The sequence below is a fragment of the Methylobacterium sp. E-041 genome, from assembly GCF_022829665.1.
In the GTDB taxonomy this organism is placed as follows: Bacteria; Pseudomonadota; Alphaproteobacteria; order Rhizobiales; family Beijerinckiaceae; genus Methylobacterium.
In genome coordinates, this window is record NZ_JAKSYQ010000089.1 from 25,349 (window position 1) to 50,972 (window position 25,624).

Annotated in this window: 23 protein-coding genes and 1 pseudogene; 14 read left to right on the top strand and 10 right to left on the bottom strand. The window is 63.9% G+C overall.

Annotated features, from left to right (window positions below; all coding sequences use genetic code 11):
- The first annotated feature begins 29 nt into the window (after nt 1-29).
- Both MKK70_RS08990 and MKK70_RS08995 read left to right on the top strand, forming a co-directional pair.
- Nucleotides 30-593 carry a DUF533 domain-containing protein gene (locus tag MKK70_RS08990; protein WP_243947038.1) on the top strand — a complete coding sequence of 188 codons (564 nt, stop codon included), beginning with the start codon at nt 30-32 and terminating at the stop codon, nt 591-593.
- A gap of 103 nt (nt 594-696) precedes the next feature.
- Nucleotides 697-1,764, top strand: a complete 1,068-nt coding sequence (locus tag MKK70_RS08995) for an esterase (RefSeq protein ID WP_243947040.1) — start codon at nt 697-699, stop codon at nt 1,762-1,764.
- Nucleotides 1,765-1,780: 16 nt separating this feature from the next.
- Here the strand turns inward: MKK70_RS08995 and MKK70_RS09000 are convergent, their stop codons facing one another.
- The 4 genes from MKK70_RS09000 to MKK70_RS09015 form a co-directional block, all read right to left on the bottom strand.
- The gene (locus MKK70_RS09000) at nt 1,781-2,650 is read right to left on the bottom strand and encodes an SDR family oxidoreductase (protein ID WP_147843405.1); all 870 of its coding nucleotides are present in this window, start codon (nt 2,648-2,650) and stop codon (nt 1,781-1,783) included.
- The gene (gene queG, locus MKK70_RS09005) at nt 2,647-3,777 is read right to left on the bottom strand and encodes a tRNA epoxyqueuosine(34) reductase QueG (protein WP_279603570.1); all 1,131 of its coding nucleotides are present in this window, start codon (nt 3,775-3,777) and stop codon (nt 2,647-2,649) included. The genes MKK70_RS09000 and queG overlap by 4 nt, the downstream gene beginning before the upstream one ends.
- 29 nt (nt 3,778-3,806) lie before the next feature.
- Nucleotides 3,807-4,499: a glutathione S-transferase family protein gene (locus tag MKK70_RS09010; protein ID WP_147727635.1), complete on the bottom strand. Its 693-nt coding sequence runs from the start codon at nt 4,497-4,499 to the stop codon at nt 3,807-3,809.
- Between the two features lie 75 nt (nt 4,500-4,574).
- Nucleotides 4,575-4,775: a hypothetical protein gene (locus tag MKK70_RS09015; protein ID WP_243947124.1), complete on the bottom strand. Its 201-nt coding sequence runs from the start codon at nt 4,773-4,775 to the stop codon at nt 4,575-4,577.
- Between MKK70_RS09015 and MKK70_RS09020 the strand changes: the two genes are divergently transcribed.
- From MKK70_RS09020 to MKK70_RS09040, 5 genes are all read left to right on the top strand, one after another.
- On the top strand, nt 4,759-5,562 hold the full coding sequence (locus tag MKK70_RS09020) for an undecaprenyl-diphosphate phosphatase (protein ID WP_243947114.1): 804 nt from the start codon (nt 4,759-4,761) through the stop codon (nt 5,560-5,562). The genes MKK70_RS09015 and MKK70_RS09020 overlap by 17 nt on opposite strands.
- Before the next feature lie 112 nt (nt 5,563-5,674).
- Nucleotides 5,675-7,546 carry a methylmalonyl-CoA mutase subunit beta gene (locus MKK70_RS09025; protein WP_243947044.1) on the top strand — a complete coding sequence of 624 codons (1,872 nt, stop codon included), beginning with the start codon at nt 5,675-5,677 and terminating at the stop codon, nt 7,544-7,546.
- Between the two features lie 109 nt (nt 7,547-7,655).
- On the top strand, nt 7,656-8,042 hold the full coding sequence (locus MKK70_RS09030) for a hypothetical protein (RefSeq protein WP_147727633.1): 387 nt from the start codon (nt 7,656-7,658) through the stop codon (nt 8,040-8,042).
- 182 nt (nt 8,043-8,224) lie between these two features.
- The gene (locus MKK70_RS09035) at nt 8,225-8,647 is read left to right on the top strand and encodes a hypothetical protein (protein WP_147843604.1); all 423 of its coding nucleotides are present in this window, start codon (nt 8,225-8,227) and stop codon (nt 8,645-8,647) included.
- Between the two features lie 24 nt (nt 8,648-8,671).
- Nucleotides 8,672-9,394 carry a glutathione S-transferase family protein gene (locus MKK70_RS09040; RefSeq protein ID WP_243947046.1) on the top strand — a complete coding sequence of 241 codons (723 nt, stop codon included), beginning with the start codon at nt 8,672-8,674 and terminating at the stop codon, nt 9,392-9,394.
- A 13-nt stretch (nt 9,395-9,407) separates the two neighbouring features.
- On the opposite strand, the gene MKK70_RS09045 is transcribed toward MKK70_RS09040, so the two are convergent.
- The 3 genes and pseudogenes from MKK70_RS09045 to MKK70_RS09055 form a co-directional block, all read right to left on the bottom strand.
- Nucleotides 9,408-9,815 carry a hypothetical protein gene (locus MKK70_RS09045; protein WP_243947048.1) on the bottom strand — a complete coding sequence of 136 codons (408 nt, stop codon included), beginning with the start codon at nt 9,813-9,815 and terminating at the stop codon, nt 9,408-9,410.
- Between the two features lie 347 nt (nt 9,816-10,162).
- Nucleotides 10,163-10,444: a ParA family protein gene (locus tag MKK70_RS09050; RefSeq protein ID WP_243947050.1), complete on the bottom strand. Its 282-nt coding sequence runs from the start codon at nt 10,442-10,444 to the stop codon at nt 10,163-10,165.
- Between the two features lie 41 nt (nt 10,445-10,485).
- A pseudogene (locus MKK70_RS09055) lies at nt 10,486-11,391 on the bottom strand (YifB family Mg chelatase-like AAA ATPase); the annotation flags it as partial.
- 548 nt (nt 11,392-11,939) lie between these two features.
- On the opposite strand from MKK70_RS09055, the gene MKK70_RS09060 reads away from it, so the two are divergent.
- Both MKK70_RS09060 and MKK70_RS09065 read left to right on the top strand, forming a co-directional pair.
- Nucleotides 11,940-12,902 carry an AAA family ATPase gene (locus MKK70_RS09060; RefSeq protein ID WP_243947052.1) on the top strand — a complete coding sequence of 321 codons (963 nt, stop codon included), beginning with the start codon at nt 11,940-11,942 and terminating at the stop codon, nt 12,900-12,902.
- A gap of 36 nt (nt 12,903-12,938) precedes the next feature.
- Nucleotides 12,939-15,476, top strand: coding sequence for a S8 family peptidase (locus MKK70_RS09065; RefSeq protein ID WP_243947060.1), 2,538 nt, complete (start codon nt 12,939-12,941; stop codon nt 15,474-15,476).
- On the opposite strand, the gene MKK70_RS09070 is transcribed toward MKK70_RS09065, so the two are convergent.
- Together MKK70_RS09070 and MKK70_RS09075 are read right to left on the bottom strand one after the other, a co-directional pair.
- Nucleotides 15,473-17,380: a CHAT domain-containing protein gene (locus tag MKK70_RS09070; protein ID WP_243947062.1), complete on the bottom strand. Its 1,908-nt coding sequence runs from the start codon at nt 17,378-17,380 to the stop codon at nt 15,473-15,475. The genes MKK70_RS09065 and MKK70_RS09070 overlap by 4 nt on opposite strands.
- On the bottom strand, nt 17,377-18,756 hold the full coding sequence (locus tag MKK70_RS09075; protein WP_243947064.1) for a lipase/acyltransferase domain-containing protein: 1,380 nt from the start codon (nt 18,754-18,756) through the stop codon (nt 17,377-17,379). Before MKK70_RS09075 ends, MKK70_RS09070 begins: the two co-directional genes overlap by 4 nt.
- 585 nt (nt 18,757-19,341) lie before the next feature.
- On the opposite strand from MKK70_RS09075, the gene MKK70_RS09080 reads away from it, so the two are divergent.
- The 5 genes from MKK70_RS09080 to MKK70_RS09100 all read left to right on the top strand — a co-directional run bounded on the left by MKK70_RS09080 (nt 19,342) and on the right by MKK70_RS09100 (nt 24,308).
- The gene (locus tag MKK70_RS09080) at nt 19,342-19,689 is read left to right on the top strand and encodes a hypothetical protein (protein ID WP_243947066.1); all 348 of its coding nucleotides are present in this window, start codon (nt 19,342-19,344) and stop codon (nt 19,687-19,689) included.
- 139 nt (nt 19,690-19,828) lie between these two features.
- A complete protein-coding gene (locus MKK70_RS09085) occupies nt 19,829-21,901 on the top strand; it encodes an AAA family ATPase (RefSeq protein ID WP_243947068.1) in 2,073 nt (690 codons plus the stop codon).
- Nucleotides 21,894-22,130 (top strand): hypothetical protein, encoded by a 237-nt coding sequence (locus MKK70_RS09090; protein WP_243947070.1) that lies wholly within the window; start codon nt 21,894-21,896, stop codon nt 22,128-22,130. The genes MKK70_RS09085 and MKK70_RS09090 overlap by 8 nt, the downstream gene beginning before the upstream one ends.
- 610 nt (nt 22,131-22,740) lie before the next feature.
- On the top strand, nt 22,741-22,989 hold the full coding sequence (locus MKK70_RS09095) for a helix-turn-helix domain-containing protein (protein WP_243947072.1): 249 nt from the start codon (nt 22,741-22,743) through the stop codon (nt 22,987-22,989).
- Nucleotides 22,989-24,308 (top strand): site-specific integrase, encoded by a 1,320-nt coding sequence (locus MKK70_RS09100; protein WP_243947074.1) that lies wholly within the window; start codon nt 22,989-22,991, stop codon nt 24,306-24,308. The genes MKK70_RS09095 and MKK70_RS09100 overlap by 1 nt, the downstream gene beginning before the upstream one ends.
- Nucleotides 24,309-24,372: 64 nt before the next feature.
- Here the strand turns inward: MKK70_RS09100 and MKK70_RS09105 are convergent, their stop codons facing one another.
- Complete coding sequence (locus MKK70_RS09105; RefSeq protein ID WP_243947075.1) at nt 24,373-25,542, bottom strand: hypothetical protein; 1,170 nt, start codon at nt 25,540-25,542, stop codon at nt 24,373-24,375.
- Nucleotides 25,543-25,624 lie beyond the last annotated feature (82 nt).

A 25,624-nucleotide genomic window follows, 5' to 3' on the forward strand; every position in this document is an offset into this window, starting at 1 on the left:
ATCCCCGCCCGCGTTCGGAGTAGCCCGCGATGCCCGATCTGAACAAAACCGCCGACACCAAATTGCCCGTCGATCCCAAGAAGTCCGTCGACGCGAAGTCGATCGTCGACGCCCTCGTCAAGGCGCGCGGCGGAGCCCTGGCCGGCGCGGCCCTGGGCGGCCTCGCGCTGATCGGCGGCCTCGCCTTCCGGGCGCTGCGCGGCGGCAAGCCGGACGAGGCGCAGACGACGGCGTCCCAGGACGTGCCGGAAGACGAGGCGCGCCTGATGCTGCGCGCGATGGTGGCGGCGACCGTGGCCGACGGCTTGGTCGACGCGGCCGAGCGGCGCCGGCTCGACGAGGCCGTCGCGGCGGCCGGCATCGATCGCGACGGGCGCGCCTGGCTCGAGCGCGAGCTCGCCAACCCGGCCGAGATCGACGAGATCGCCGACGCGGTCGACGATTCCGACGCCGCCGCCCGGATCTACGCCGCCGCGGCCCTGGCGATCGACCTCGACACGATGCAGGAGCGCCAGTTCCTCAAGATGCTGGCCGAGGCGCTCGACGTGCCGGCCGAGGCCGCGGCCCGCGTCGAGCGTGAACTCTCGGCCTGATCGTCGCGCCGCCGCACCTTCCGGTTGATGCCGGCGGGCGCGGCGGTGCTAGGTTCCGGCTGCGGCGCCACGGAAGACGGCGCCGCGGGGAACCGGGAACCGCATGTCCGAGGACAACACGACGCCGCCGCGGCGGCGTCTCGCCGCCATCGCCCTGATCGGGAGCCTGCTCGCCCCGCCCGCAGCGGCGGCCGAGCCCGCAGGGCCGCTGACGATCGCCCGGCAGGGCAGCTTCTTCGTCGGCGGCCGCAGCGTCGCCTCCGACACCCTCTCGACGCTGCCGGCCTACGCGCCCTCGGGCACGATCAGCGTCGACCAGGTCTACGTGCGCTACCAGATCCCGGTGGCGGCCAAGCGCCCGGCGATCGTCCTGATCCACGGCTGCTGCCTCACGGGCAAGACCTGGGAGACGACGCCGGACGGGCGCATGGGCTGGGACGAGTTCTTCGTCCGCGCCGGGTTCCCGACCTACGTGATCGACCAGGCCGGTCGCGGCCGCTCGGCGGTGGACCCGTCCAGGATCAACGCGGTGAAGACCGGCCAAGCGGCGCCCGAGACGCTGCCGCCGGTGGTGTCGGCCGGCCAGGAGCCGGCCTGGGCGATCTTCCGCTTCGGCCCGAAATATCCGGAGGTGTTTCCCGGGATGCAGTTCCCGCTGGAGGCGCAGGCCGAGTTCTGGAAGCAGATGGTCGCCGACTGGGCCGCGACCCTGCCGACCCCGAACCCGACCGTGCCGGCCCTGTCCGAGCTGGCCAAGACGATCGAGAAAACCGGGCTCGACGGCGCGATCCTGATCAGCCACTCGCAATCGGGCATCTACCCGTTCCAGACCGCCGCGCTCGATCGCGCCGGCATCCGCGGCCTCGTGGCGATCGAGCCGGCCGCCTGCCCCGATCCGGCCAAGGACGACCTGGCACCCTACAGGGACCTGCCGATCCTCGTGCTATGGGGCGACTACGTCGAGCGCGTGCCGCGCTGGGCCCCGCGGCTGAAGCTCTGCCGCACCTTCGTCGAGGCCGCCAACAAGGCCGGCGGCAAGGCGGAGCTGGTCCTGCTGCCCGACGTCGGCATGGCGGGCAACTCGCACATGCTGATGCAGGACAGGAACAGCCTCGACGTGGCCGCATGGCTGGCCGCCTGGCTCGACGCGCACGTGCCGCCGCGCCCGTGACGGTGGGCCGGCTCCGTCAGCCGGCCGCCTCGTCCTTCAAGGCCTGCAGCCCCTCGCGATAGGTCGGGAAGGCGAGGTCGACGCCGAGTTCCGCGCGGATCAGGCGGTTCCGCACGCGCTTGTTCTCGCCGTAGAAGCTGCGTGCCATCGGCGAGAGGTCGGCGGTCTCGAAGTCGACCTCCGGCGGGAGGGGCAGGCCGGTGAGCGCCGCGGCGTATTCCGTGACGGTCTGGGGTGGCGCCGGCTCGTCGTCGGTGACATTGTAGACCGCGCCGTTGCGCGGCCGGTCGAGCGAGGCGAGCAGCGTCGCGGCGATGTCGTCGATGTGGATGCGGTTGAAGACCTGCCCCGCCTTGACGATGCGCTGGGATCGGCCGTCGCGCAGCTTCACGATCGGGTTGCGGCCCGGGCCGTAGATGCCCGACAGCCGGAACACCTGCACCGCCTTGCCGGTCTCGGCGCCGAGCGCCCGCCACGCGTTCTCGACGGCCAGCCGCCCTTGCGAGCGCGCGCTCTTCGGCGTCGCCGGCGCGGTCTCGTCGATCCAGGCGCCGCCCTGGTCGCCGTAGACGCCGATCGTCGAGAGGTAGCCGATCCAGCCGATCCGGCTCCGGGCGATGTCGTCGCGGAACCGCCGCAGCACCGGGTCGCCGTCGCGGTCGGGCGGGACCGAGACGAGCAGCGCGTCGGCCGCCGCGAGGTCGGCGGGGATGCGCGGGTCGTCGGCCTCGGGGCCGAAGGCCCTCATCGACAGTCCGGTCTCCGCTTCGATCGCGCGGGCCTTGTCCGGCTCGGTCACCGTCGCGACGATCTGGGGAAACCGGCCGCGCGCGCATTCCGAGAAACGCCGGGCCGAGAAGCCGAGGCCGAAGACGAACAGGGTCATGATGGCATCTCCGCGGGCGGGTCGAGCGCGGCACGCCACTCGGCCCGAACGTCCGGATCGGTCTCGCCGAGCCCGTGGCGTTCGTAAAGGGGACGGCAGGCCGCGGCGCCGAGAAGCCTGCCGCAGGCCCAGACCGCCATGCCCCGCACGATCGCGGCCGGGTCCGCGAGGTTCCGCACGGCGGAGGACGCCAGCGCCGGGTCTCCCGAGTTGCCGACGGCGATGAGGACGTTGCGCAGGAAGCGGTCGCGGCCGGTGCGCTTCACCGGCGTCCCGGCGAAGCGCCTGCGGAAGGCGGCGTCGTCGAGGGCGGCGAGCTCGGCCAGCGGCGGCGCGTCGAGGCCGGGATCAGCGGCCATGCGCGCGTCCTGCGCGACGCGGGCGAACTTGTTCCAGGGGCAAACGGCGAGGCAGTCGTCGCAGCCGAACACCCGGTTGCCGATGGCGGTGCGGAACTCCGCGGCGATCGGGCCGGCATGCTCGATCGTCAGGTAGGAGATGCAGCGGCGCGCATCGAGCCGGTAGGGGCCCGGGAAGGCGTTGGTCGGGCAGATGTCGAGGCAGGCGCGGCACGAGCCGCAATGGTCGCGCTCGGGCGCGTCCGGCTCCAAGTCGGCCGAGGTGTAGATCGCGCCGAGCAGCAGCCAGTTGCCGTGATCGCGCGACAGCAGCACCGTGTGCTTGCCCTGCCAGCCGAGGCCGGCCGCCGCGGCCAGGGGCTTCTCCATCACCGGGGCGGTGTCGCAGAACACCTTCACCCGCACGTCGCCCTTGGCCGAGAGGTAGCCGCCGAGCTCCTTCAGCCGGCCCTTCACCACCTCGTGATAGTCGCGGCGCTGGGCGTAGGCCGCGATCACGCCGCGATCCTTCTTCGCGAGCAGATCGAGCGGGTCGGTTTCGGGTCCGTAGTTCGTGGCGAGCATGATGATGCTGCGCACCCCCGGCCACAGGGTTTTGGGCGATGCACGCTGGTCGGCGCGGTCTTCCATCCAGCCCATCGTGCCGTGCGCGCCCTCGCCCAGCCACGCGGCGAGGCGTCCGGGCAATTCCGGCACCGCCTCCGGGCGGGTGACCTGCAGGTCGCAGAAGCCCAGGTGGCGGGCGCGGGCCTCGACGAGGCGGCGCAGGTCCCGGCCTGCGAAGATGCGGCGGTCGGTCAGAAATCCAGGTCCGCGTAATGCCCGGCCGGCGGCATGCCCGCGACCCGGTCGGCGAGCAGCGCGCGGAAGGAGGGCCGCGATTTCACCCGGGCGTACCAGTCGCGCGCGGTCTCGTCCTCGTCCCACGGCACGTCGCCGAGGTAGTCGACGCAGCTCAGGTGCGCCGCGGCGGCGAGGTCGGCATAGGTCAGGTGGTCGCCGGCGATCCAGCGGCGCCGCGCCATCAGGTAGCCGATGTACTTCAGGTGGTAGCGGACGTTGGTGCGGGCGGCGCGGATCGCGTTCATGTCCGGCGGGCCGCCGCCGGTGGCGCTGGTCATGAAGCGCTTGGCGATCTTCTCGGTCACGAGGTAGCCGGTCACCTCCGCCTCGAACTTGACCAGGAACCAGTCCATCAGCCGGCGCACCTCGACCCGCTCGGCCGGATGGTCCGGCATCAGCCGGCGCCCGGTGAGGCCGAGGCCGCGGGTCTCGTCGAGGTATTCCGCGATGATGCCGCCGCCGGGCACGACCAGGCCGCCCTGCTCCATCAGCACCGGCGTGGTGCCGGCCGGGTTGATTAGCAGGAACTCGTCGCGCCTGTCCCAGGGCCGCTCCTCGACGAGGCTCGGCTCCAGGCCCATCTCGGCCAGGACGAGGCGGATGAAGCGCGAGTTGGCGCAGAAGGGAAAGTGATAGAGCGTCGCCATCGAGGCCGTTGTCGGACTGAAAAGGGCCGGCGGGACGCGCCGCACGGGACACCCGCGGGACCGAGCGTGGGATGATCATGATTGCTCGATCGTTGCCGCCTCATTAACACGCCGCACGGAACGCGGTAACCGCTCGTTCACCATCGTCGGCGAAGCCTGCGGGCGTCCCGCCGCGGGCGGCGATTCCACTCCCTCAGGCCGGTCGCCGGCCGGCGCGGCGCGAACGGTCGAGACCAGCGATGATGCGAGATCTGCGATGATGGATGCGTTGAGCATCGCGAAGGCGGTCGTGCTCGCGGTCGTCGAGGGCGCGACCGAGTTCATCCCGGTCTCCTCCACCGGGCACCAGCTCCTGGTCGGGCACTTCATCGGGTTCCACTCGCCCAACAACACCTTCGAGGTGCTGATCCAGCTCGGCGCGATCCTGGCGATCCTGGCGGTGTATTTCCGCCGGCTGCTCGGCATCGCGTTCGCCCTGCCGAACGACCCGCAGGCGCGCCGGTTCGTGCTCGGCATCCTCCTCGCCTTCCTGCCGGCGGCGATCATCGGCGGCCTGTTCTCGAAGGTGATCAAGGCCTACCTGTTCAACCCGTGGATCGTCTGCGCGACCCTGGTCGCGGGCGGGCTCGTGCTGCTCGTCCTGGACGACACCGATCTCGAGGTGAAGAAGACCGACGTCTACGACTTCACCCTGCCGATGGACCTGAAGATCGGCATCTTCCAGTGCCTGGCGATGATCCCGGGCGTGTCGCGCTCCGGGGCCACCATCGTCGGCGCGATGCTGATGGGCGCCGACAAGCGCTCCGCCACCGAGTTCTCGTTCTACCTCGCGATGCCGACCATGGCCGGCGCCTTCGCCAAGGACCTGCTCGACAACTACAAGAACCTCAACGGCGACGACGTCGGGCTGATCGTCATCGGCTTCGTGGTGGCCTTCGTCTCGGCCCTCGTCGTGGTGCGGACGGTGCTCGACTACGTCTCCCGCCACGGCTTCTGGCTGTTCGCGTGGTGGCGCATCATCGTCGGCTCGGCGGGCTTCGCCGGCCTGATCATCTTTGGATAAAAAATACGGTCGCCGCCGTCGATTGCCTCGCCAGCGGGGCCGTGCGAGGGCAGACGGATGGGGAGAGCGGGCGAAAGACCCGCGTCCCGGCACCGTTTGAAGGCCCTCCGCGATGGAAGACAGACCGCTTGCCGACCTCTTCGAGCCCGCGACCCGCGCGCGCTGGCTCGGCCTCGTCGAGGGCGTTCTGAAGGGCGCCGACTACGAGAAGCGCCTCGTCTCCAAGACGGCGGACGGCCTGCGCATCGAGCCGCTCTACGAGGCGGCCGAGCCCGTGCCGCAGCCGGTCCGCGCGGCCGGCCCGTGGCGCATCGCCCAGCGGGTCGACCATCCCGAGATCGAGCAGGCGAACCGGCAGGCGCTGGCCGACCTCGAAGGCGGCGCCGATGCGCTGACCCTGGTGTTCTCCGGCGCGCCGGCGGCCCACGGCTACGGCCTGACCGCACGCACGGTCGAAGAGCTGGAAGCCGCGCTTGCCGGCGTGATGCTGCCGCTGATCGGATTGCGCGTCGACGCCGGCCCGCTCGGGCTGGAGGCGGCCCGCCTCGTGGTCGAGCTGGCGAAGGCGCGCGGCGAGGACCTGTCGGCCTGCGACCTCGACCTCGGCATCGATCCGGTGGGCACGCTTGCCGCCTCGGGCAGCCTCGGGGCGGTGTGGTCCGAGATCGCGCCGAAGCTCGGGCAGGCGGTGAAGGACTTCGACGCCGGCGGCTTCACCGGGCGCGCGCTCCTGGCCGACGGGCGGCCCTATCACGAGGCCGGCGCCGGCGAGGCGGCCGAGCTGGGCGCGGTGCTCGCCACGGCCGTGACCTATCTCCGGGCGCTGGAGGCGGAAGGGGTGTCGCTGGAACGGGCCCGCGACGCGGTCGGGATCCTGCTCGTGACCGACGCGGACGAGTTCCTCACCATCGCGAAGTTTCGGGCGATGCGCCGGCTCTGGGCCCGCATCGAGCAGGCCTGCGGGCTCGCTCCGAAGCCGCTGCGGCTCCAGGCCGAGACCGCGTGGCGAATGATGACCCGGCGCGACCCCTTCGTGAACATCCTGCGGACCGCGATGGCGGCGACCGGGGCCGGGCTCGGCGGCGCCGACGCCGTCACCGCCCTGCCCTACACCCAGGCGCTGGGTCTCCCCGACGCCTTCGCCCGGCGGGTGGCGCGCAACAGCCAGATCGTGCTGATCGAGGAATCGAACCTCGCCCGCGTCGCCGATCCGGCCGCCGGCGCCGGCGGCTTCGAGAGCCTGACGGCGCAGCTGGCCGAGGCCGGCTGGGAGGCGTTCCGGGCGATCGAGCGCGAGGGCGGCATCGTCGCCTCGCTCAGCGTCGGCAAGCTCCAGCGCCGGATCGAGATCACCCGGGAGACGCGGGCGAAGAACGTCGCGACGCGGCGCGAGGCGCTGACCGGCGCCACCGAATTCCCCTACCTTGCCGAGAAGTCGGTCGCGGTGCTCGACGTGGCGCCCGTCGCCGCCCCCCCGGCGGCGAGCTTCGGCAGCGGAACGGCGGTCGCCTGCGACGCCCTGCCGTCGCAGCGGCTCGCCGAGCCCTACGAGGCCCTGCGCGACGCCTCCGACGGCTTCCTCGACAAGACCGGGAAGCGCCCGCAGGTGTTTTTGGCCAATCTCGGCCCGGTCGCGGTGTTCAACGCCCGCTCGACCTTCGCCGCCAACGCCTTCGCCGCCGGCGGCATCGAGGCGCTGAGCACCGACGGGTTCCCCGACGATGCGAGCCTCGCCGAGGCGTTCAAGGCCTCGGGTGCGGCGCTCGCCTGCCTGTGCTCCTCCGACGCCGTCTACGAAGCCCGCGCCGTCTCCGCGGCGAAGGCCCTGGCGGCGGCCGGCGCCGGGACGATCTACCTCGCGGGCAAGCCGGGGGCGGATCTCGCCGAACCGCTCGCGGCGGCGGGCGTCCACGGCTTCCTCCATGCCGGCGGCGACCTCCTGGCGCTGCTGAACGACGCCCTGAGACGGGCCGCCCGCGCCTGAGCGGGGAAATCGGCAACCGATCCGGCCGTCGCGTGTTTCGAAGCGGACATGCCTGCACGCCCGCGCGGTGCGTGCCGGGCACTCGACACGCTCGCCCGATCGGGATCCGATGAAAGCACTGACGCTGGCCTCCGCCTTCCTCATCCTCGCAGCCGCCGGCCTCAGCCCCGCCGACGCGGCCCGGAAGAAGGTCCAGATCCCCGACCGCTACGACGGCAACTGGAGCATCGAGGTCATCACCGAATCCGGCATCTGCGACCGGGCCTATCGCTACGGCGTGCGGATCCAGCGCGGCGAGGCCAGCTATCCCGGCGGCGATTTCGCGATCAGCGGCCGGGTCGCGACCAACGGGTCGGTGCGCGCGACGATCTCAAACGGGGCGGCGACCGCCAACGTCGTCGGGCGCCTCGGCCGCCAAGGGACCGGCACCGGCACCTGGTCGACCCAGGGCGGCCCCGAATGCAGCGGTCGCTGGAACGCCGAGCGCCGCGGCTAGGACGCTCCCAGGCGAAACCGGCGGTCGAAGCGGCGGTGGCGGGGGCGCCGCTGTGACGCGGAAGCGACGATGGCGCAGGATCGCGCCCGGCGCGTGCGCTGCGGCGCGGACGGCCCTGTTCCCGACAAAATCCCTGGGGAATACTCGCCTCGATCGATCACTCGTTCGAGGCTTCCCGCGCCATGAAGACCCCGCTGCTCGGTGCGCTCGCATTCCTCCTCGCCCTCGCGCCGGCCACGGCGCGCGAGCGTTCGAAGCCCGAGGCGGACAAGGTGCTGGCGCCGCTGCAGCAGGCCGCGACCGATTGCTTCGCCGAGACGGTGATGGCCAACCCGGGCGCGATGAACCACGCCCGCGCCGGTCGCTGGTTCCAGGCCGCCGGCGTGATCGGCTTTCTCTGCCGTCCCGAGGTCGACGCGATGATCGCGGCGCATGATCGCCTCTACGGCGGCGGCACCGGCGCCAAGTTCTTCAAGGGCGCCTACGCCCGCCATCTCGACCAGCAGCTCGCGCTCCGCCTCCAGCCGATGCTGGAGCGCAAGACCGTCGCCAGCGCCGAGCCGCCGGCCGACAAGGCCGCCGCCGACGAGGCCCCGGGCGAGTGACGCCGCGCGCGTGACGGCGCGGCGATGCCCTACGAGCTCTATTACTGGCCGATGCTGCAGGGCCGCGGCGAGTTCGTGCGCCTCGCCCTGGAAGAGGCCGGCGCGGCCTACGTCGACGTCGCCCGCGAGGCGGAGACCGACGGTCTCGGCCTGCCGGCGCTGACGCGGATCCTGGAGGATCTCGACGAGCCGCGCCCGGCCTTCGCACCGCCCTTCCTGCGCGACGGCGACGTGGTCGTCGGGCAGACGGCGGCGATCCTGCTCTATCTCGGCCCGCGGCTCGGGTTGGCCGGAGCGGCCGAGGGCGAGCGGATCTGGACGCACCAGATCCAGCTCACCATCGCCGACATGGTGGCCGAGGCGCACGACACCCACCACCCGATCGCGGCCGGCCTCGCCTACGAGGCCCAGACGACCGAAGCCGCGCGCCGCGCCGCGCATTTCCGCGCCGACCGCATCCCCGAGTTCTTGGCGTGGTTCGAGCACGTGCTCACCCGCAACGACGGCACCCACCTCGTCGGCGATCGCCTGAGCTACGCCGACCTGTCGCTGTTCCAGCTGATCGACGGGCTGCGCTACGCCTTCCCGAAGGCGATGGCGGCGCGGCTCCCCGACCATCCGCGCGTGGCCGCGCTGCACGCGACGGTCGCGGTGCGCCCGCGGATCGCGGCCTACCTCGCGAGCCCGCGCCGGATCCCGTTCAACGAGCAGGGCATCTTCCGCCGCTACGCCGCGCTCGACGGATGATGTGATCCCATTCTCACTCAAAATTATTTATTATGTTTTGAGCAATATCGTTGATTTGATTTTCAACCTTTCCGATCAATTCGATTTGCGATGCACTCCAAGCGGCCCTATCGCCAGTAAGATCTTTCACTTGTTTATGTGCAGCAAGTTTCGATGCAGGCACACTTTGCCAAATAATGTTCTGTATTAGTACGTTCATATCTTCTACTTGGCCAATATTAAAATCATCGTCAGTGTATTCCATCACAGGATTATAGTCTTTTATGGTCTTTTGCAGGCTTTCGGATAAACTTTCTATAGCTTCATTTATATTTTCGTAATGAGCCTTATCGGCCCTAAGCATTTTCTTATCTCTAGTATCGAATCCGTTGAAAATCCAACCGCTGAAGACCGGACGACCGTAGCCATCATAATCTTTCAATCCGTAATTATTCTGCTTGAAACGGCAATACCTGTATTCCAGTCCGATATAAACTGTGGCAACATTTGCGCAATCAATCCAATGCAGTACTCACTGAAAATATCAGAGGTGCATGGAATAATGAGATGATCAGATTAATAAAGAGCGGATCGAACTAGGCCGCCAAAAGAGGGGGGCAGGTCGATCATTATATAGTCGTATACCTCGCCCTTCTCACGAAGTTTTGCTTCCAATGTCCTCAATGCAACAAATTTTGCGATTCCGTTTCCGGTCAATAAATCATTGCCGACACTCAAAGAGTCTGAATAGACATTAAGCCAAGAATCTCCCGCTATGATTTTTAGTTTTTAATTTGTGTGATCTCCAGTATAAGATTGTATCTCTCCGGGTCCGGTGTTTTGTAAATACCCTTGTAAGAATCCCCTGATTGTTTTTGGTGACTTATTCGCGGATACTAACTCCTTGAATCCCGCACTTCCAAGCATAGCGATCGAGAGATTGCATTGCGGATCAAAATCAATAAGGAGTACATTCTTGCCTTGCTCTGCAAGAGAGTCAGCAATATTCCAAGTTAGAGTTGTCTTTCCGACACCACCTTTGTTATTGAAAACGCTAATAAATTTTGCCATTGAAAATCTCCTCTAAGTTGCATGTTATCACACCTAGAGTGTCATACTAGAGGTTTCTCCCCCCGCCCGCGATACGACAGCGCTTCGGCGAGGTGGAGGCGGCGAACCGTCGGCTCGCCGTCGAGGTCGGCGAGCGTGCGGGCGACGCGCAGCGTCCGGTGGAAGCCGCGGGCGGTCAGCCGCATGCTCTCGGCGGCGGTGCGGATCAGCGCGGCGCCGTCGGCATCCGGGGCGGCAACCCGCTCGATCAGGCTGGCCGGGCAGGTCGCATTGGTGGTGCCCGCGGCCAAGCCCGCGGCGTCGTAGCGCGCGGTCTGGCGGTCGCGCGCTGCCGCGACCCGCGAGGCGGCCTCGCGCGAGCCCTCGGCCGGCGGCGGCAGGATCAGGTCGGCGGCGGTCACCGCCGCGACCTCGATGCGCAGGTCGATCCGGTCGAGCAACGGCCCGGAGATGCGGGCGCCGTACTGCGCCATGCAACGTTCGTTCGGGCCACGTCGGCAGGCATAGCCCGGCTCAAGCGCCTGCCCGCACCGGCACGGGTTCATCGCGGCGACCAGCTGGAAGCGGGCCGGGTAGGTGATGCGGTGGTTGGCGCGCGCGATCATGATCTCGCCGGTCTCCATCGGCTGGCGCAGCGAATCGAGGACCTGCGGCGTGAACTCGGGAAGCTCGTCGAGGAACAGCACGCCGCCATGGGCCAGGGAGGCCTCGCCCGGCCGCGCGTTGATCCCGCCGCCGACGAGCGCCGCCATCGAGGCCGAATGGTGCGGCTGCCGGAACGGGCGCCGGTCCGACAGCCGCCCCTCCTTCAGCTCCCCGGCCACCGACTGGATCATCGAGACCGCGAGCAGCTCGCGCGGCGTCAGCGGCGGCAGGATCGAGGGCAGGCGCGCGGCGAGCATCGACTTGCCCGCGCCGGGCGGCCCGTTGAACAACAGGTTGTGCCCCATTAGGCCCAAACGGTCAGGCGTCTTAGGCTTCTTAGCGATGCGGTTTGGGTCAGCCGTCACGCTAGTTCGACGACCTGAGAAAACGCTCGTGGGTAGGAGGGCTCATTCGGACGGTGACAGCGCGTACCTTGACTTTATAGCTTTTTATGCAATTTAAGCAACATGAGAGGTCGTCCGCCCCGCCAGAATGCAAGCGATGTTTGCGACCAGCTCGAAAGGGCACGTCGCGACCTAGGCATCAGCCGTTCCTCGCTAGCCGCTAGGCTGAGGATGAACCCATCTACATTATCGCGCAGTCTCTCTCAGGGGGCGCTCTCAAAGGACGCAGCTACGCGCGTCAATCAATTCCTTGAGGAAGTGGCGGGTAGCATGCCAGACACGCGGCAGGCGGCCTCGCCGCAAGACGCGGCTGCGTTACGACGCGCGTTGCAAATATTGCAGGAATTGGGTAGAATGGCTCCTGAACTCGAAAAGGCGCTGTTTCGCGCTGTTCGGGTCGGCGATGCTGAGGGCGCGCGATGACCAGCTCACGAAATGTACTCGCGATGATCCGCAGCCACGCTGATGGTGACAGCGGGCAGTTTCTATCCATCGCTGAACACATCGCCGACGAGGCCGCCCGATCAGGCAAGACCAAGGTCGCAGAGGATATTTCGGCGGCGGTGCGACGCGCCAAGCTCAAGTCGAGTCAGGTGAACCGCCCGACCCCCATCACAGCAGCGCGTGGTGAGTTGGCCGGCCTGATGCGGGTTACCTATCCGGACGTGCGCTTATCCGACCTTGTCGTTGGCCCCGACCTTCAACGTCGCCTCCGACGCCTCGTGCGAGAGCATGACGAGGCTGAGGCGCTGAAGGCGAAGGATCTGCAGCCACGCCGCAAGTTCCTATTCTCGGGCCCCCCGGGGACCGGCAAGAGCATGACGGCCGCTGCGATTGCCGGCGAGCTCGGATTGCCGCTCCTAACCGTCCTGCTGGATGGCGTAATTACCAAGTTCATGGGTGAGACCGCAGCCAAGCTGAGGCTCGTTTTCGACGCCATGAGCGCGACCAGGGGTGTCTACCTGTTCGACGAGGTTGATGCGCTGGCCTCCCGACGCGGTTCCGATAACGACATCGGCGAGGCGCGTCGGATGCTAAATTCTTTCCTACAGTTTCTAGAGGACGACACTTCGGGCAGCATCGTCGTGGCTGCGACCAACCTTAGGTCGCTCCTAGACCCCGCCATCTTCCGCAGGTTCGATACGGCGTTCGTCTACGAGAAACCCTCATCGTCGGAGGCGCGGCAAGTGCTAGCCAACCACCTGCCAGGGTTCGAGCTCGATGCCTTGGATTGGGGGCTGATCGACGAACGCACCATGGGCCTGAGCCAAGCCGATTTGGCCGCAGCCGCCGCAGATGCGGCCAGAGACGCGGTTCTCGACAACTCTTCCGTTTTGACAACTCAATTCCTATGTCAAGCTCTAGCGGACCGCACTACGATTCATGTCGATATGGCCCCTGGTCGATAGGGGCTTGAGCCTCCCCCCTCATCACACCGGGATGACATGGCAGCCCCCAAAACCCATCGTCATCTCCATATCCAAGGCATTGGGGTAGCCTCAAAAGAGTTCCGGGCCATAGGGATGGGCTCGGAAAAGGATGTCCTCCCTGTCAAAGATCGCAAGGCTCATGCGGCAGCCCTGGTAGGCGGCCTCGAACAGGCCGTTGCGGATATCGATGACTTCATGGAGGCCCAAAGAGCAGCGGGCGTGCCCTCCAGCAAACGCGGAATGCCAATTACGATTGAGAGCAGGCCAGAGGTACCGCTGAGCGTCGGGACTGCTCGCTCTGGCCGCGGCTTCGCACTCCTAAACGTTAAACGGCGATGGCCTGACGAAGGGGAAGAAGGCGGCAGTATTGATCAGGCAATCTACTATGCCGTCCCTAAGACAGTCGAGCGGCTTAGGAGCGAACTTGATGATTATAAAAATTGGAAAGGCGAAAATGAGTTTTCTGACGAAGACATTCTGAGCAATGTCTTCGAGGACGATGAAGACACTTCTCGCCCCCTGCATTTAAAGTTGTTTGAAAGCGCAGGACAGATCCGCCCAACGACACTGCAGGATCTGTGGACAGATCGCCAGGTAAGCTGCCCAACTCTCCGAGAAGATTTTGAGTGGGAAGTTTGGACTCGTTCTGGGTTCCAGAATTCATTTGACCGTGCCATTAAAAGGTTCGAACTGCAGACGATTGGGGAGCCGACAGTTTTTGTTGATACGGTAGTTCGCGGTATCAAAGCGAGGCCAGATCAGATCTTCAAGATTGTACAGGCCAGTGCCGCCGTAGTTGGCCTACGAAGTGCATCTTCCTTCGCTGTCGATGACTTGGAAATCCAAACTGCAAGCGCTTCGTCTCAGGTCAGTAGGTTAGTCAGCCGCGTCCGCTGGCCAAAGGCAAATGCCCCAGTGGTAACCCTGCTGGATACGGGCGTCCGTCGCAGCCATCCACTTCTCGGCGGAGCACTACCCACGCCTCGTATGTTCGCGGTGGAGACTTACTGGGATACCAAGGACCACAGTGGGCACGGGACCAAAATGGCAGGTGTTGTCCTTTATGGTGACATCGCCGACCTACCCAAGGATGAAAGCCCGATTGACGTCGTCAGCCGACTCGAATCCGTTGTGGTAAATCCCCCCAAGGGCCTTCCCAAATTTCCAGCAAAGGATGCCATCCCGCGCGCCGTGGAGGCGGTTGAGACGGTAAAAGCTGTTCGCGTCTATTGCTTGGCTCAAACTGCTGCTGAGGAAGCACACGACGGACTTCCGACAGCAACGTCAGGTGCCTTGGACCAAACTATCTTTAACGACGGGATTAAAACACGTTTATTTTTTGCTGCTGCTGGAAACGTCCCCCATTCCAAGAAAAGACCATATCAGCTCAGCTACTATGCAAACCGCAATGCTGATTTTGGCATTCAATCACCAGCTCAGGCTGTGAATACCATTACGGTAGGTGCTGTAAGTCTCAAAGATATCAAATCCAAAAACTTAAAGGCTGTCGCACCTGCCGGCGATCTTTCGCCGACCTCAAGGACCGCTCAATCTTGGGCCAAGTTGTACGCTCATAAGCCTGATATTGTCATGGAAGGCGGGAATTTCGTCCTTGAGGATGATGGATTTTATTGCGCACCTTCGACAGCTCACATGGTGTTGACCACCTCGGCCGGAATGCCATCAACCGCGTTTGAGCCGGTTGGAGAAACTAGCGCTGCGACAGCTGCATGCGCTGGTTTGGCTAGCCGTCTCCTTGCTCAGTATCCAAAGCTCCGCATGGAGACCGTCCGCGCCCTGATGGTGAACGCCGCTGAGTGGACACCAGAAATGCTTGCCCTCCACCCATCAAACAGAGATGCGCCGAAGCTAATCGCACGCTTCGGCTGGGGGATACCGAACGAGAAAAGGCTCTTCCAAAGCGCTGGTAACGCTCTTACTTTAATGGTCGAAGACACAATAGTTCCCTACTGTCGATCTAAGAAAAATAGCACGCTCAACTTGAAAGAGATGAAATATTTTGAGCTACCATGGCCGAAAGAGGCACTTCGTGCCCTAGGAGGCAAGCAAGTTGAGATGTACTGCACGCTCTCATACTTTATTGAGCCTGACGCACATGCCCCAGCGAGGGACAGAATGGATCGCTACGCTTCGCATCGTCTTAAGTTCGAGGTCAAGCGTTACGGAGAGAACCACGAACAGTCTAAGGCGCGTTTCAATGCCCTCTCGACCGTGAGCGACGCGGATGAGGGTTCAGTTGATGATGGATGGTTACTGGGACCGAGATACCGCCACAAGGGCACTTTGCACCATGATATTTGGAAAGGTCCCGCCTTCGAACTTTTAGACCGCGGAGGGATCTCAATATTACCCGTCAAGGGGTGGTGGGGGGATAGCGCTAGCTTCAAACGCTACGAGCACCCCGTTCATTTCACCCTGGTCGTCACCATACGGACCCCGGAGACCGATGGCATCGACTTGGTCGTTGAGGCCGCCGCCGCTGTGAACCCTGCTAATTGGGTTGAAACCCCCGTGGCCGTCGTCCGGACCTAAGACGCAGAACCGCGATCCATTCGGGCCATGACGTCCCCATGGCATTGGTAGGCATAAGGGGTTCCGGACGCATTGCTATGGAACGCACGGGCATCTCTCATCGCGACGCCAAGCGTTTTCCCCTTCAACATGCCTTCCAAGTAGTCGATGACCAAGTTTGAGGCATGTTCATCCTGCACTGCCCAGATCGGTGCCAGTACGCCACCGAAACTCCGCTCTGCGAGGCGTGCCGGCCACCCACTCACGGCGCCGAGCATCTCATCCGCCGTTCCAGCGCAACATGCATTCAGGATGACGAGGGTCCCATCTCGGTTCCCAAGTCTGACGCCACTGTGGACCTCGGTCGCTGATACCCAGTCGTCGACCATTCGAAGCCCCTCGTGGTTGCCCTCGCGATTGTCGAGCGGAGAAGCCGCATGGCCGGCGAAGTGCAATACAGCGATCTTCTCGTCAGGAAGAGGTTCGCTCCAGAACCCCGTAAAACCTGCGTAGGTCGCCTCATGGGCCACGGCGCCGAATTCCTCCACGAGCCGTCGACCTTCTTCCAGTGCTGCGGGAAGGCTAGTTTTGCCACTTGGGTATTTGGGGACGAAGCTCGCGATACCGCCTCTCGCGAACTCGGAGTTTAAGCGCGTCTCCTCCTCGCCGAACCATCTAGCGATTGGGTGAGTGATACAGAGATGGTGCGGATCTGGAATCGCCACGCTCTGCGTGGGATGCATCAACTCCCAAGGAACGTAATGTTCCTCGGTGATAATCTGAATCGGGAAGCCGGAGCCGTATCGAGCCCGCATCTCGGCGTAAAAGTCCTTGAAAGCCGAGGGGGTCTTCAGCCATATTTCCTCGCCAATACCCCGTAGGGAGCTTTTGAGACGTTCACCCGCCTTCAGACTCGGACATTGGCGAAGGATTTTTCGGGCATACCCGCGTACATCTGCACCTAAAACGATCTTGTGACTCCCCCCAGGGGCGTCACATCGAATTCCCCTGGGAGTGCTAACGCGCCAGAGGTACGAGCCAGCCTCCGAATCGGCGTAGATGCTGATCCTAAGCGTCGCTGCAGATACTTCCGCCTTAAGCTCGACGGTGCCAGAGGCGACTACTGCAGGGGAAGTTGGGCCTGGACGAGCACCGCCCACCTGCAAGGGTTCGACGCTTACGTAGCGCACGGCCCACCCTGCAGGACGCCCGTCCTGGTCGAAGGTGACCTTCAATCTGAACGGCTTGTCCGGGAGCACATCGTCCTTGATGCGCCCGTTGAAGCTCGCAGTGGTGGCGGAGCCATTCTTTGAGACAACGATAACCCCAACTTCTCCATCCGTGTCGTCGAACACGATCTCGCTACAGTAGATTTCGACGCCAATCTGAACGCTTGACCAACCTTCGGGTAATCCAATGATCTGGACAGGCTTGGCATTTGTACTTGGATCGGGCGACTCGCCTAGGTCCACATCAAATCGAAATGCTTGCCCTGCCCTGGCCTCGGAGCGGGGTGTGATCGACGGAAATCGTGTGATCGAACTAACGTGGTTCTCCCCCTCCGGCTCGGATGCCGAAGGTTCGTCATCGTCGTCGGAGGCGCTCTCAAAGGCCGCGGCCACCTCAAGGTTGTTACGAAGTGTTGACGTCATGCGGGCGAAAGTGGCGTTCAGGACTGCCTTGGCCCGCTCGCTTGCAACGCTTCCGGCGAGCGCGATGACAGGCCCTAAATGAACCACGTCGAGCCAGTAGATCTCACGGGCCAGAGTATGGATTTGTGAACGGATAGGGGCCCAGCCCTCCGCCTCGGCAGGGGGTCCACCAGTATCCTTAAGGCCCAACTGTATCCATGCGTCTCCGACGTGGACACCATCCTTCCGCCAGGTCCAGATCCAGTTGCTTTCATTCCCCCCGAAGCTCGTCATGATATTTCGCTTGGATCGACTACAAGGAAGACATCCTCAACCGCTGGAAGATCATCGCCTTCCACCGTTACACGGTATAATCCCGGCGTGAGGACGACATCGACGATAAACTCATCGCCTTTCGGATAGAGCGTGATCTCCTTGACGGCCTCCGGGACATCCATTCTCTCGATCCTGCCGCCCAGCGTCTGCCTATAATCGGATGGGACCGCCACCACATGGACGGGGTCCGTCGACGGATAGGCGTCACGGACGGACAATCCGATGTGCCCACCTGCCGACCGGAACTTCTCCTGGTTGACGTCCGCCTGCGTCATAATTCCATGAAAATGGTCAAGCCCCGCCGCCCTGCTCTGCAGGGCCGAATGGGTCGTCGGAAGATACATGGCGCCCAAGGCGTCATCGTCGCGCGGTATGGCAGAGACCGTCGAGACCGTGCCGTCTCCCGTCAGGTTTTCACCTGGCATACGATACGAAGGCATGAGCAGGCCGGTCCTAAGGGTCGCCGATTGCCAGGTCGGTTGCCCGAAACCGATGATGGGCCAGACCTTGGTACCGTGGGCACGATAGTCGGGGTCATTGGCGTTGGCCGTATGTGCGTCGGCGATTTCGCGATGAAACGCTGCCGCAGCAATCGCGCGATTGCGGTCGAGGTTTGGGAGCGTCACGTCGGCAACGCGTTCCAACTTCGTGCCGTCAACATCAACGAATGGATACACCGGCAGCAACTGGTGGACGGATTCGAACGACCTCAGCGCGTCGGTCCCGTTAAACAGCGGCACGCCACCCACGTCCCACGTGAAGCCGTTGCAAAGATAACCCAGGGCATTTCCCGAGCCTCTAAAGGGAGCGCCGAAGCTGATGATCGACCGAACGATCTTCCAGCCCTCAAGACACTCGACAAAGTACCGACCGACCAAGCCTCCCATGGAATGGGCTACGAGCACGATCTTGGCGTCAGGATTGCCAGTTTTTTCGCGCCAGGATGCGAGACGACCCGGTGCCTTTTCCGCGAGTTTTCTCGCCGCAACGCGATTGTCACGGCGCCAATCATAGGGGAACTCAAAATAGTTTTCCCCGGGGATGAGGCCCAACCGGTCGATGAGACCGGTCCCCATCCGACCGTACCCGCCCTGCTTCCAGAGTCCGGGTATCAGCTCGACATTAGGGACGAGGCGGGTGGCTACGATGCCATCGCCGAGATCATCGTCTCCGTTGTCCGGTGAAGCCAGCTTGAGTTGATCAAGGTTGTTGCCGGCTACGATACCCCAGAGCCCGCCGGGGGATACGCCCCAGAGTTGCTTACCGTCCTTTTCGAGGACCGACCCGATCAAGCCAGGCAGTACCACCACGACATCGCTGAAACCGGCGGCCACGTGCGTCTCCCAACGAAATCTAGCAATGCCACGGTAGCTGCCGACGTAGCGATCATATGATCGCACGGAGCTACCTTTGTTGCATAAATGTCACGAAGCTCGACGTGAGTAGCTGGTTGAGTCGCCCACATTCGAATTTAGAACATACGTGGAACGCCGTCGTTTTGGAATAGGTCGTGGCATCGCTAAGCAGCCCCCCGCTACGGTTAAATCATGGACTCCCGAGGCGAATGGCACCAACCTTCTGTCGTGCAATTTTCTCCATAGGGCCACGCGAAAGCCAGCGGACGAGTGACGCCGCGCGCACGGATCCTCAGAATCGATAGCTATCTTCCACAGCGATCCACCGCCTACGCAAGTAAGGTTAAGCGACGAGGCCGAGGCCTGTTGACTGGCCGGAGATCCAGCTGCATCTGTTCGCCATCCGTTCACGGGCATCGATGCCCAGGACCCGATCAGCCGTGCCACCCCTCAACCCCATAGCGAAACGCCGCTGCCTACCCACTGGCAGGACCGTGCCTGTTTCCCGGACCACCCCAGGGGCCTGACCGACGCCGATGCGTCCGGCGGCCCCAAGAGGCCGCCATGACCGACACCATTCCCGATCACGTCGACGCCCCCTCGACATCCCATCCCCCGATCCCATCCAGCTTGGTGGCGCCGCCTCCCGAGACCGAGGACTTCTCCCGCCAGGTCGGGGAAATCTTCAGGAGGCTCTCCCTCGCGGCGGAAACCTTCCCGAGCCAAGCGTTCTCCCGGATCGTGGGAACCGTCCTCGTTGCGCTGGGCAAGGCCGTCCTAGAAGAGGCCGAGCACCAGGCCGCCGGGCTGAGGACGCGTACCGCTCCGGCCCACCCAGGCATCAAGGTATCCGCGTCCGCCCGCCGGGTCGACTTCGACGGCTGGGACCCCGGCGACTCCGACTCACGCTGAACCAGAATCCTTGGAGCAGGCCATGCCCTTCCCCAGTCGCCCGAAACGCATAGCGCGCCTCCAGCACGGTCGTCGCAAATCCGCGGCCGGCACCCCCTCCACCCGATCCGAGACACCCCCCGGGGCCTGACCGACGCGCATGATCGCGAGCGGCGGCCTCGCGATGGAGGCCGCCATGACGAAGAAGTCGAAGACACCCGCCAGCATCCTCAAGAACCTCCCGCGCAAGGCTGCTCGCCAGGTCATCGACGCCGAGAGGGACGATCTCGACGGCTACCCCGAGTACGGCGAGGAGGCCGAGCCGGCGACGGCCGATCAAGTCCTGGCCTCGGCAAGCGTCGCTAACATCCTCGCGATCAGCACACTGCACGCGACGCTGCTCCCCAAGGTCATCGCTCGCATCCAGGCACCACCGAGCCTTGCGCTCGTTGTCGGCGTCCCCGGGGCCGATTGGGTCGGCCCCATCGCCCAAGCGCTGACTTCGTTCCGGGCGTGGACCGAAATTACGAAGCGCAGCGGCGCGAACAAGTCCGATAAGCCAAGCTTCGGTAACGACGCAGTCGCGGGCGCCCTTGGCGCCGGCCGGTCCGTACTCGGGGTTTCGACAGCCCCTGACCGCTACCTCCCCGCCGCCTTGATCACGGCGGCCGACCTGCGCGTCGATATCGGCGCCCCGAGCGCGCGCGCCATCCGCGCCACGATCCGCCTGGTCACCGGCAGCCGCGCCGGCCGCATCCGCAACGACATCGTCCATGGTCTGGGCTTCGATGAGATTTCGGCCTGCCTCCGCAAGGGCAGCACGCCACGCGACTGCATCCGACGACTCAAGGCGGCAGCCGCCTCGAAGCGGACAACCGCATCCGATCTCAGCGACGTCCCCCTCCTTGAGGACACGGTCGGCTACGGCGTGGCGAAGGAGTACGGCCTAGCCCTGATCGACGCCGTGGAGGCACATCGGCGTGGCGAGCGATCCTGGGCATCCATCGAGGGCAGGAACATCGTGTTGGCCGGCCCCCCGGGCACCGGCAAGACGACGTTCGCCCGATCGATTGCCAAGAGTCTCGGCGTCGGACTGGTGGCAACGAGCGTCTCGGCCTGGTTCGCCCAGACCAACGGGTACCTCAACGACATCTGCCGAAAGGTGGATGAGGTTTTCCTGGAGGCGGCCCAATCCGGCGGCATCCTCCTGATCGATGAACTGGACAGCCTACCGAACAGGGAGACCTGCGACAGCCGTCATCGAGAATACTGGGTCACGGTCGTGAATCACGTGCTCACGACCCTCGACGGCGCGGTATCCAGCCCTGCCTCGCAGTTGATCATCGTCGGCGCGACCAACCACCCGGAACGGCTCGATCCGGCCCTGACGAGGCCCGGGCGCCTCGACCGCATCGTGCACATCGACTTGCCGGACGGGGATGCCATCGAAGGCATCCTTCGCCAGCACCTGGCCGGCGATCTTGCAGGCGAGGACTTGGCGCCGCTTGCGGCCCTCGGCGTGGGCGCCACGGGTGCCGACATCGCCGGATGGGCTTCCAGCGCCCGCATGGTCGCCATGGCCGCCAAGCGCCCAATGACACTCGCAGACCTCATCGGTCGGATCGTACCGCCCGAAACCCGCTCCCCGGCGGATCAACTCGCGGTCGCAAGGCATGAGGTCGGCCACGCGGTCGCTCTTGAACTACAAGGCGCCGCGGAAGTCTCGATGGTGTCCATCGTGGCCCAGGGTTCCTTCGCAGGGCGCACCTCAAGCCGCCTGAACGACATGTCCAAGATGTCGACATCCGAGCTCGATGCTCTGATCGTGTGCATCCTAGCAGGTCGTGCCGCTGATCACCTCTTCGGCACCGTTACCTCGGGCTCGGCAGGTGGTTCTCGCTCCGATCTAGCGCATGCCACCGCTCTCGTCGCCGGGAAGCACGCGAGTTGGGGTCTTGGGACGTCGCTCCTGTACAGGGGCGACCAGGCGGACGCGGTTGCACTCCTCAGGGTCGACCCAGTTTTTCGACGAACTTGCGACGACGACCTGTCCCGACTTTTCGAGATCAGTCGGGACCTGATCGGCAGGAATGCCGATCTGGTTGACCGGATCGCGCATCGGCTGGTCGAGCATCGCGTCATGAGCGGCGACGAGGTCCGACGCATCATCGGCACCCCTGCCTCCAGCACCTCCGAGGGCGAGGTCGTGACGGTAGGAGAGCCCCATGAATGAAGCCGATCTCGACGAGCAGGTGGCTCAGGTCATGATCGGTCTGATCCGCGCCAGAAGGACCGTCGATCCGAACACCTTCGATTGCCTCGTCGGTGCGGTGCTGGCCGAGATCCAGGTTGGGCTGGACATCGCCGAGGAGCAGGCCCTGGAGAGGGTCTACCGCCGGCCCGTCGGGGGTAACGTCATCCAGTTTCCGGTCGCTATTCCGGAAAGGAACGGTGAACCGTGAATCCAAACGGGAGTCGATAGGGCCGTCAGAGCGAACGCCGCGTCCTGGCCACAGAACCCTCCACGGCGTACAGAGGTGACATGTCCAAGGTTCCGCATCTCATGGCCGCCTCTGCGCGGGCCTATCGTCAGTCCGGCTCCATAGCCTGAGGTCGTTGCGGACCTTCGGCCGGGAGTACCGGCCGACCTGAAGCCCCCGACAAGACCGCCGTTCATCGGCCAAGAACCGGCGCCAGCCGGGATCGGGAGGCTTTCATGACCACGAACTCCATACCGTCACTCTAGAGGCCGGCGACCCGGATCGATCCGGGTCGCCGGCCTCATCGATCCCGATCAGCCGCGCCCGCGATCCCGTGCGCGTCTCCAACCGTGTCCAGTAGTGAGCCTCCCCATGCCGACCATACTCATAAAACGCGCCTCCATAGGCCGCCCCCCTCAGCCCCATTCCTTCCCGGCGCGCCCAACCGCGACGGGCCCCCCACGCTTCGCAGGAGGCGCCTGTGACCCAGAATGCAGCCCCCACAAACGCCGGACGCAAGCCGAAGCCGCGAGGCTGGAAGCGTCCGGCGGACCCGCAGCCCGAGACTTCGATCAGCGTGCCCGGTAGGGCCATGACGATCCACGAGGTCGCGAAGCTCCTGGCCTGCTCTGAGAAGCAGGTCGAGAACTTCATCGCCGATGGTGAGATCCGGGCCTTCAACATCGGACGCGGAAAGGTTCGTCAATCACTGCGTGTTACGGACGAGGCTGTCGCATCCTTCATCAGCAGAAGGATGGTTAAGCGATCAGTCCGGGCGACCGACGCAAGTGGTTACGCGTCTGATTTCGCCGCATATCTCGCCAAGAAGGGCAAGCGATAATGAACAACTATGGACTTGCCCCCGACGAGACAAAGTCAGACAGCGACGACGCCGAGTCTGGGAAGGGCTACTACCTGCCCGCGGACTCGGTGGACGGTGTGTTTCGCTACGATGTCCAGATCGCCAAGCAGCGCTATCAGGGCACCACGGGCTGCAAGACCCACGCGGGAGCCAGGGCGTTCGTGGAGGAGCTTCGTGCCGGCAAGCCAAAGGACCGCGTGAAGGCCGATGCAGCGCGTATGACTTGGATCCAGGGGGTGTCCAAGTACATGGTTGACAAGGGTAACGCCACGAAGAGCGCCGACGCGACACGGGAGCGGTTTCATCTTCTGACGATGCGGATCGGGCCTGACACCAAGCTGCAGGATATCGACGATGAGCTCCTCGGCGACATCGTCTCGCAAAGAAAAGAAGATTACCGCTGGGACGATCCTATGCATGGTTTTGTTTCGGGAGCGATGGTGAATCGAAGCGTGACCGATCTGGTCAAGCGCGTCCTCACCCACGCTCGCAAGCGCTACAAGGTACCGTTGCCTGACGAACCGGATTGGATCGAACACGCCGAAGGTGAGGAACCTCGTGTTCGTACCCTAAGTGAGCACGAAGAGGCATCTCTTCGCCGGGACAAGCGCAAGGACCTCTTGGAGTTCATCGATTTTCTCTTGCTAACTGGCCTACGCCTCAAGGCAGGGCTCATCCTCTGGAACCAAGTTGATTTTCGGGAAGGCGTGATCACCGTCCAGCGGCTCAAGAGGAAGAAGAACAGCAAAACCCCGACAGTCCAGCTGATCCCGATCACGCCGCGCCTCGCCGCGCTGCTGAAGGCCCAGGAAGGTCGACATGAGACCTTCGTTTTCACCTACCAAGCCACCCATACCCAGCGGATCGGTCGGACGGATCGCACGATGGTCAAGGGTCAGCGTTATCCGCTCACCTTTGAGGGTTTCTCATCGTCCTGGGAGGATCTGTGTTGGCGTCAGAATATCGACGACCTGCACATCCATGACCTTCGTAGAACGGCGGCGACCCGGATGCTGCGCGCCACCGGAAACATCGCAATCGTCAGCGATTTCCTCGGGCATTCCGATATCCGCATGACGATGCGGTACTACGCTTTTCTTCTCACTGACGACGTTCGGTCGGCCATGGTGGCAATGGAGCAGCGCTATTACGGTGGGGTGGTCATGCCCTCGGCAGAACAAGAGCCACACCCACAGGCCGGCGTCTGCACCTGCGGTGCGCTCAGACCGGCCTACATGCCGACCGGTGGTTTTTCGCCTGTTCCGTACCAGCCTAGCGTCGCAACCGACGCTCGGTAGGATGCGAAAAGCCGACTATCACGCCTTCCACTTGTAAAATAGCTTCCGGACCAGCAGTCTACTGCTAGGTCCGACGTCGGCCGTCATCCTCATAGATCGTAGATCGAAATATTAAAACCGGGGTACGTTTATCCTGATGCCTTGGAGAGCGGGGCCGACCAGGTTTAAAGCCGTCCCATTCAACAATTAAATCCGGCGGCACAATGGGATACTGCCCAAAATGAATAGAGATTATTTCCTCCAAAATATTGCCAGGAACTTCCATGGTTGCTCGGTTCCCTGGTTGAATCAGGGATAAATAATATCGATTCTTGGGTGCCGGCGCCATAAAACTCAGATGAATTTCGTCCATAGAAACGATGCGATTTGCATTCGCTCCAAATATGCTCTGCGGGGCGAGCATATTTTTATCTTCGACGATTTCTATGATTTCGGCGCAAACGCGATCCCAGCCGGTGAGGCTTGCCTTGCTTGGCGGGTTAGGCGGATAACCGAACGGCTCACCAGCTGCCAGCACGCCGCTTGACGTGGGGATAGGCAGTCCATTCAGGAACGACCTTAGAAAAACTCCGAAGCTGACAGCGCAGCCGTCGCCTAGAATCGGGGGGCCCAACATCCACCAAGACGGCCAAGTGGTAGCGACGTTCGAAGGAACCTGTTTGCTACGAGGTGCAGCTAGATACCACCCAAATGGTCGAGGCGTTGCATTAGTTGCGTTCAATTCGATTGCACTTGCAAGAGGGCTTTTATTTCCAGATGTCTTATATAAATCGAATTTTGGCCATCCAAAAAGTAATTCGTATTCGTCCTTTGTACTTCCCGTCATCGGTGAAATAGGCACCGTGGGCTGCTTTGTCTGCCCATACCTCTGCGTGACTTTCGCCTGAAGTAAAACGGCTCTGGCTTTTCGTGCTATCGGGGCCGGCTGGCCGATAATTCTTTGCTCTTCGATGGCCAGCAAAACGGCATCTCCGAGCTCCGTTTTCTTGGTCCTGTTGAATGGTTTTGCGAGAGGGATCTTGTCGATCCACGCCAGTTTAATTTGCAGGACCCTAGCTGGACCGCCTTGGGTTATGAGCCCTGTAGTCATCTCCTTGTGAAGCGCGCGTAGGTATCCTCGGCCAAACAGCTTGGACAGTTGTTTGAGCTCGCCCAGGGCCCTGGTTGGCTGGCAGTGACGTAGCGTGAGATCATCAACCCGTTGTGCCATGGCCGCGTCGAACCAGTTGAACATGGGACTGCCGCCGAGGTTCGGGTTGAGGTGCCGGCCGGTTTGCGACCATGCTGAGCCAGCTAGGCCATACCACGATCCGGGG

What these genes read in the sequence shown, in the direction of transcription:
- MKK70_RS09000 (WP_147843405.1), bottom strand. Translation starts at nt 2,650, where the DNA reads ATGACCCTGTTCGTCTTCGGCCTCGGCTTCTCGGCCCGGCGTTTCTCG.
- MKK70_RS09050 (WP_243947050.1), bottom strand. Translation starts at nt 10,444, where the DNA reads ATGGCAAAATTTATTAGCGTTTTCAATAACAAAGGTGGTGTCGGAAAG.
- MKK70_RS09015 (WP_243947124.1), bottom strand. Translation starts at nt 4,775, where the DNA reads ATGCTCAACGCATCCATCATCGCAGATCTCGCATCATCGCTGGTCTCG.
- MKK70_RS09105 (WP_243947075.1), bottom strand. Translation starts at nt 25,542, where the DNA reads ATGTTCAACTGGTTCGACGCGGCCATGGCACAACGGGTTGATGATCTC.
- MKK70_RS09095 (WP_243947072.1), top strand. Translation starts at nt 22,741, where the DNA reads ATGACGATCCACGAGGTCGCGAAGCTCCTGGCCTGCTCTGAGAAGCAG.
- MKK70_RS09085 (WP_243947068.1), top strand. Translation starts at nt 19,829, where the DNA reads ATGATCGCGAGCGGCGGCCTCGCGATGGAGGCCGCCATGACGAAGAAG.
- MKK70_RS09090 (WP_243947070.1), top strand. Translation starts at nt 21,894, where the DNA reads ATGAATGAAGCCGATCTCGACGAGCAGGTGGCTCAGGTCATGATCGGT.
- MKK70_RS08990 (WP_243947038.1), top strand. Translation starts at nt 30, where the DNA reads ATGCCCGATCTGAACAAAACCGCCGACACCAAATTGCCCGTCGATCCC.
- MKK70_RS09070 (WP_243947062.1), bottom strand. Translation starts at nt 17,380, where the DNA reads ATGACGAGCTTCGGGGGGAATGAAAGCAACTGGATCTGGACCTGGCGG.
- MKK70_RS09080 (WP_243947066.1), top strand. Translation starts at nt 19,342, where the DNA reads ATGACCGACACCATTCCCGATCACGTCGACGCCCCCTCGACATCCCAT.
- MKK70_RS09025 (WP_243947044.1), top strand. Translation starts at nt 5,675, where the DNA reads ATGGAAGACAGACCGCTTGCCGACCTCTTCGAGCCCGCGACCCGCGCG.
- MKK70_RS09040 (WP_243947046.1), top strand. Translation starts at nt 8,672, where the DNA reads ATGCCCTACGAGCTCTATTACTGGCCGATGCTGCAGGGCCGCGGCGAG.
- MKK70_RS08995 (WP_243947040.1), top strand. Translation starts at nt 697, where the DNA reads ATGTCCGAGGACAACACGACGCCGCCGCGGCGGCGTCTCGCCGCCATC.
- MKK70_RS09020 (WP_243947114.1), top strand. Translation starts at nt 4,759, where the DNA reads ATGGATGCGTTGAGCATCGCGAAGGCGGTCGTGCTCGCGGTCGTCGAG.
- MKK70_RS09060 (WP_243947052.1), top strand. Translation starts at nt 11,940, where the DNA reads ATGATCCGCAGCCACGCTGATGGTGACAGCGGGCAGTTTCTATCCATC.
- MKK70_RS09030 (WP_147727633.1), top strand. Translation starts at nt 7,656, where the DNA reads ATGAAAGCACTGACGCTGGCCTCCGCCTTCCTCATCCTCGCAGCCGCC.
- MKK70_RS09035 (WP_147843604.1), top strand. Translation starts at nt 8,225, where the DNA reads ATGAAGACCCCGCTGCTCGGTGCGCTCGCATTCCTCCTCGCCCTCGCG.
- MKK70_RS09065 (WP_243947060.1), top strand. Translation starts at nt 12,939, where the DNA reads ATGGCAGCCCCCAAAACCCATCGTCATCTCCATATCCAAGGCATTGGG.
- MKK70_RS09010 (WP_147727635.1), bottom strand. Translation starts at nt 4,499, where the DNA reads ATGGCGACGCTCTATCACTTTCCCTTCTGCGCCAACTCGCGCTTCATC.
- MKK70_RS09100 (WP_243947074.1), top strand. Translation starts at nt 22,989, where the DNA reads ATGAACAACTATGGACTTGCCCCCGACGAGACAAAGTCAGACAGCGAC.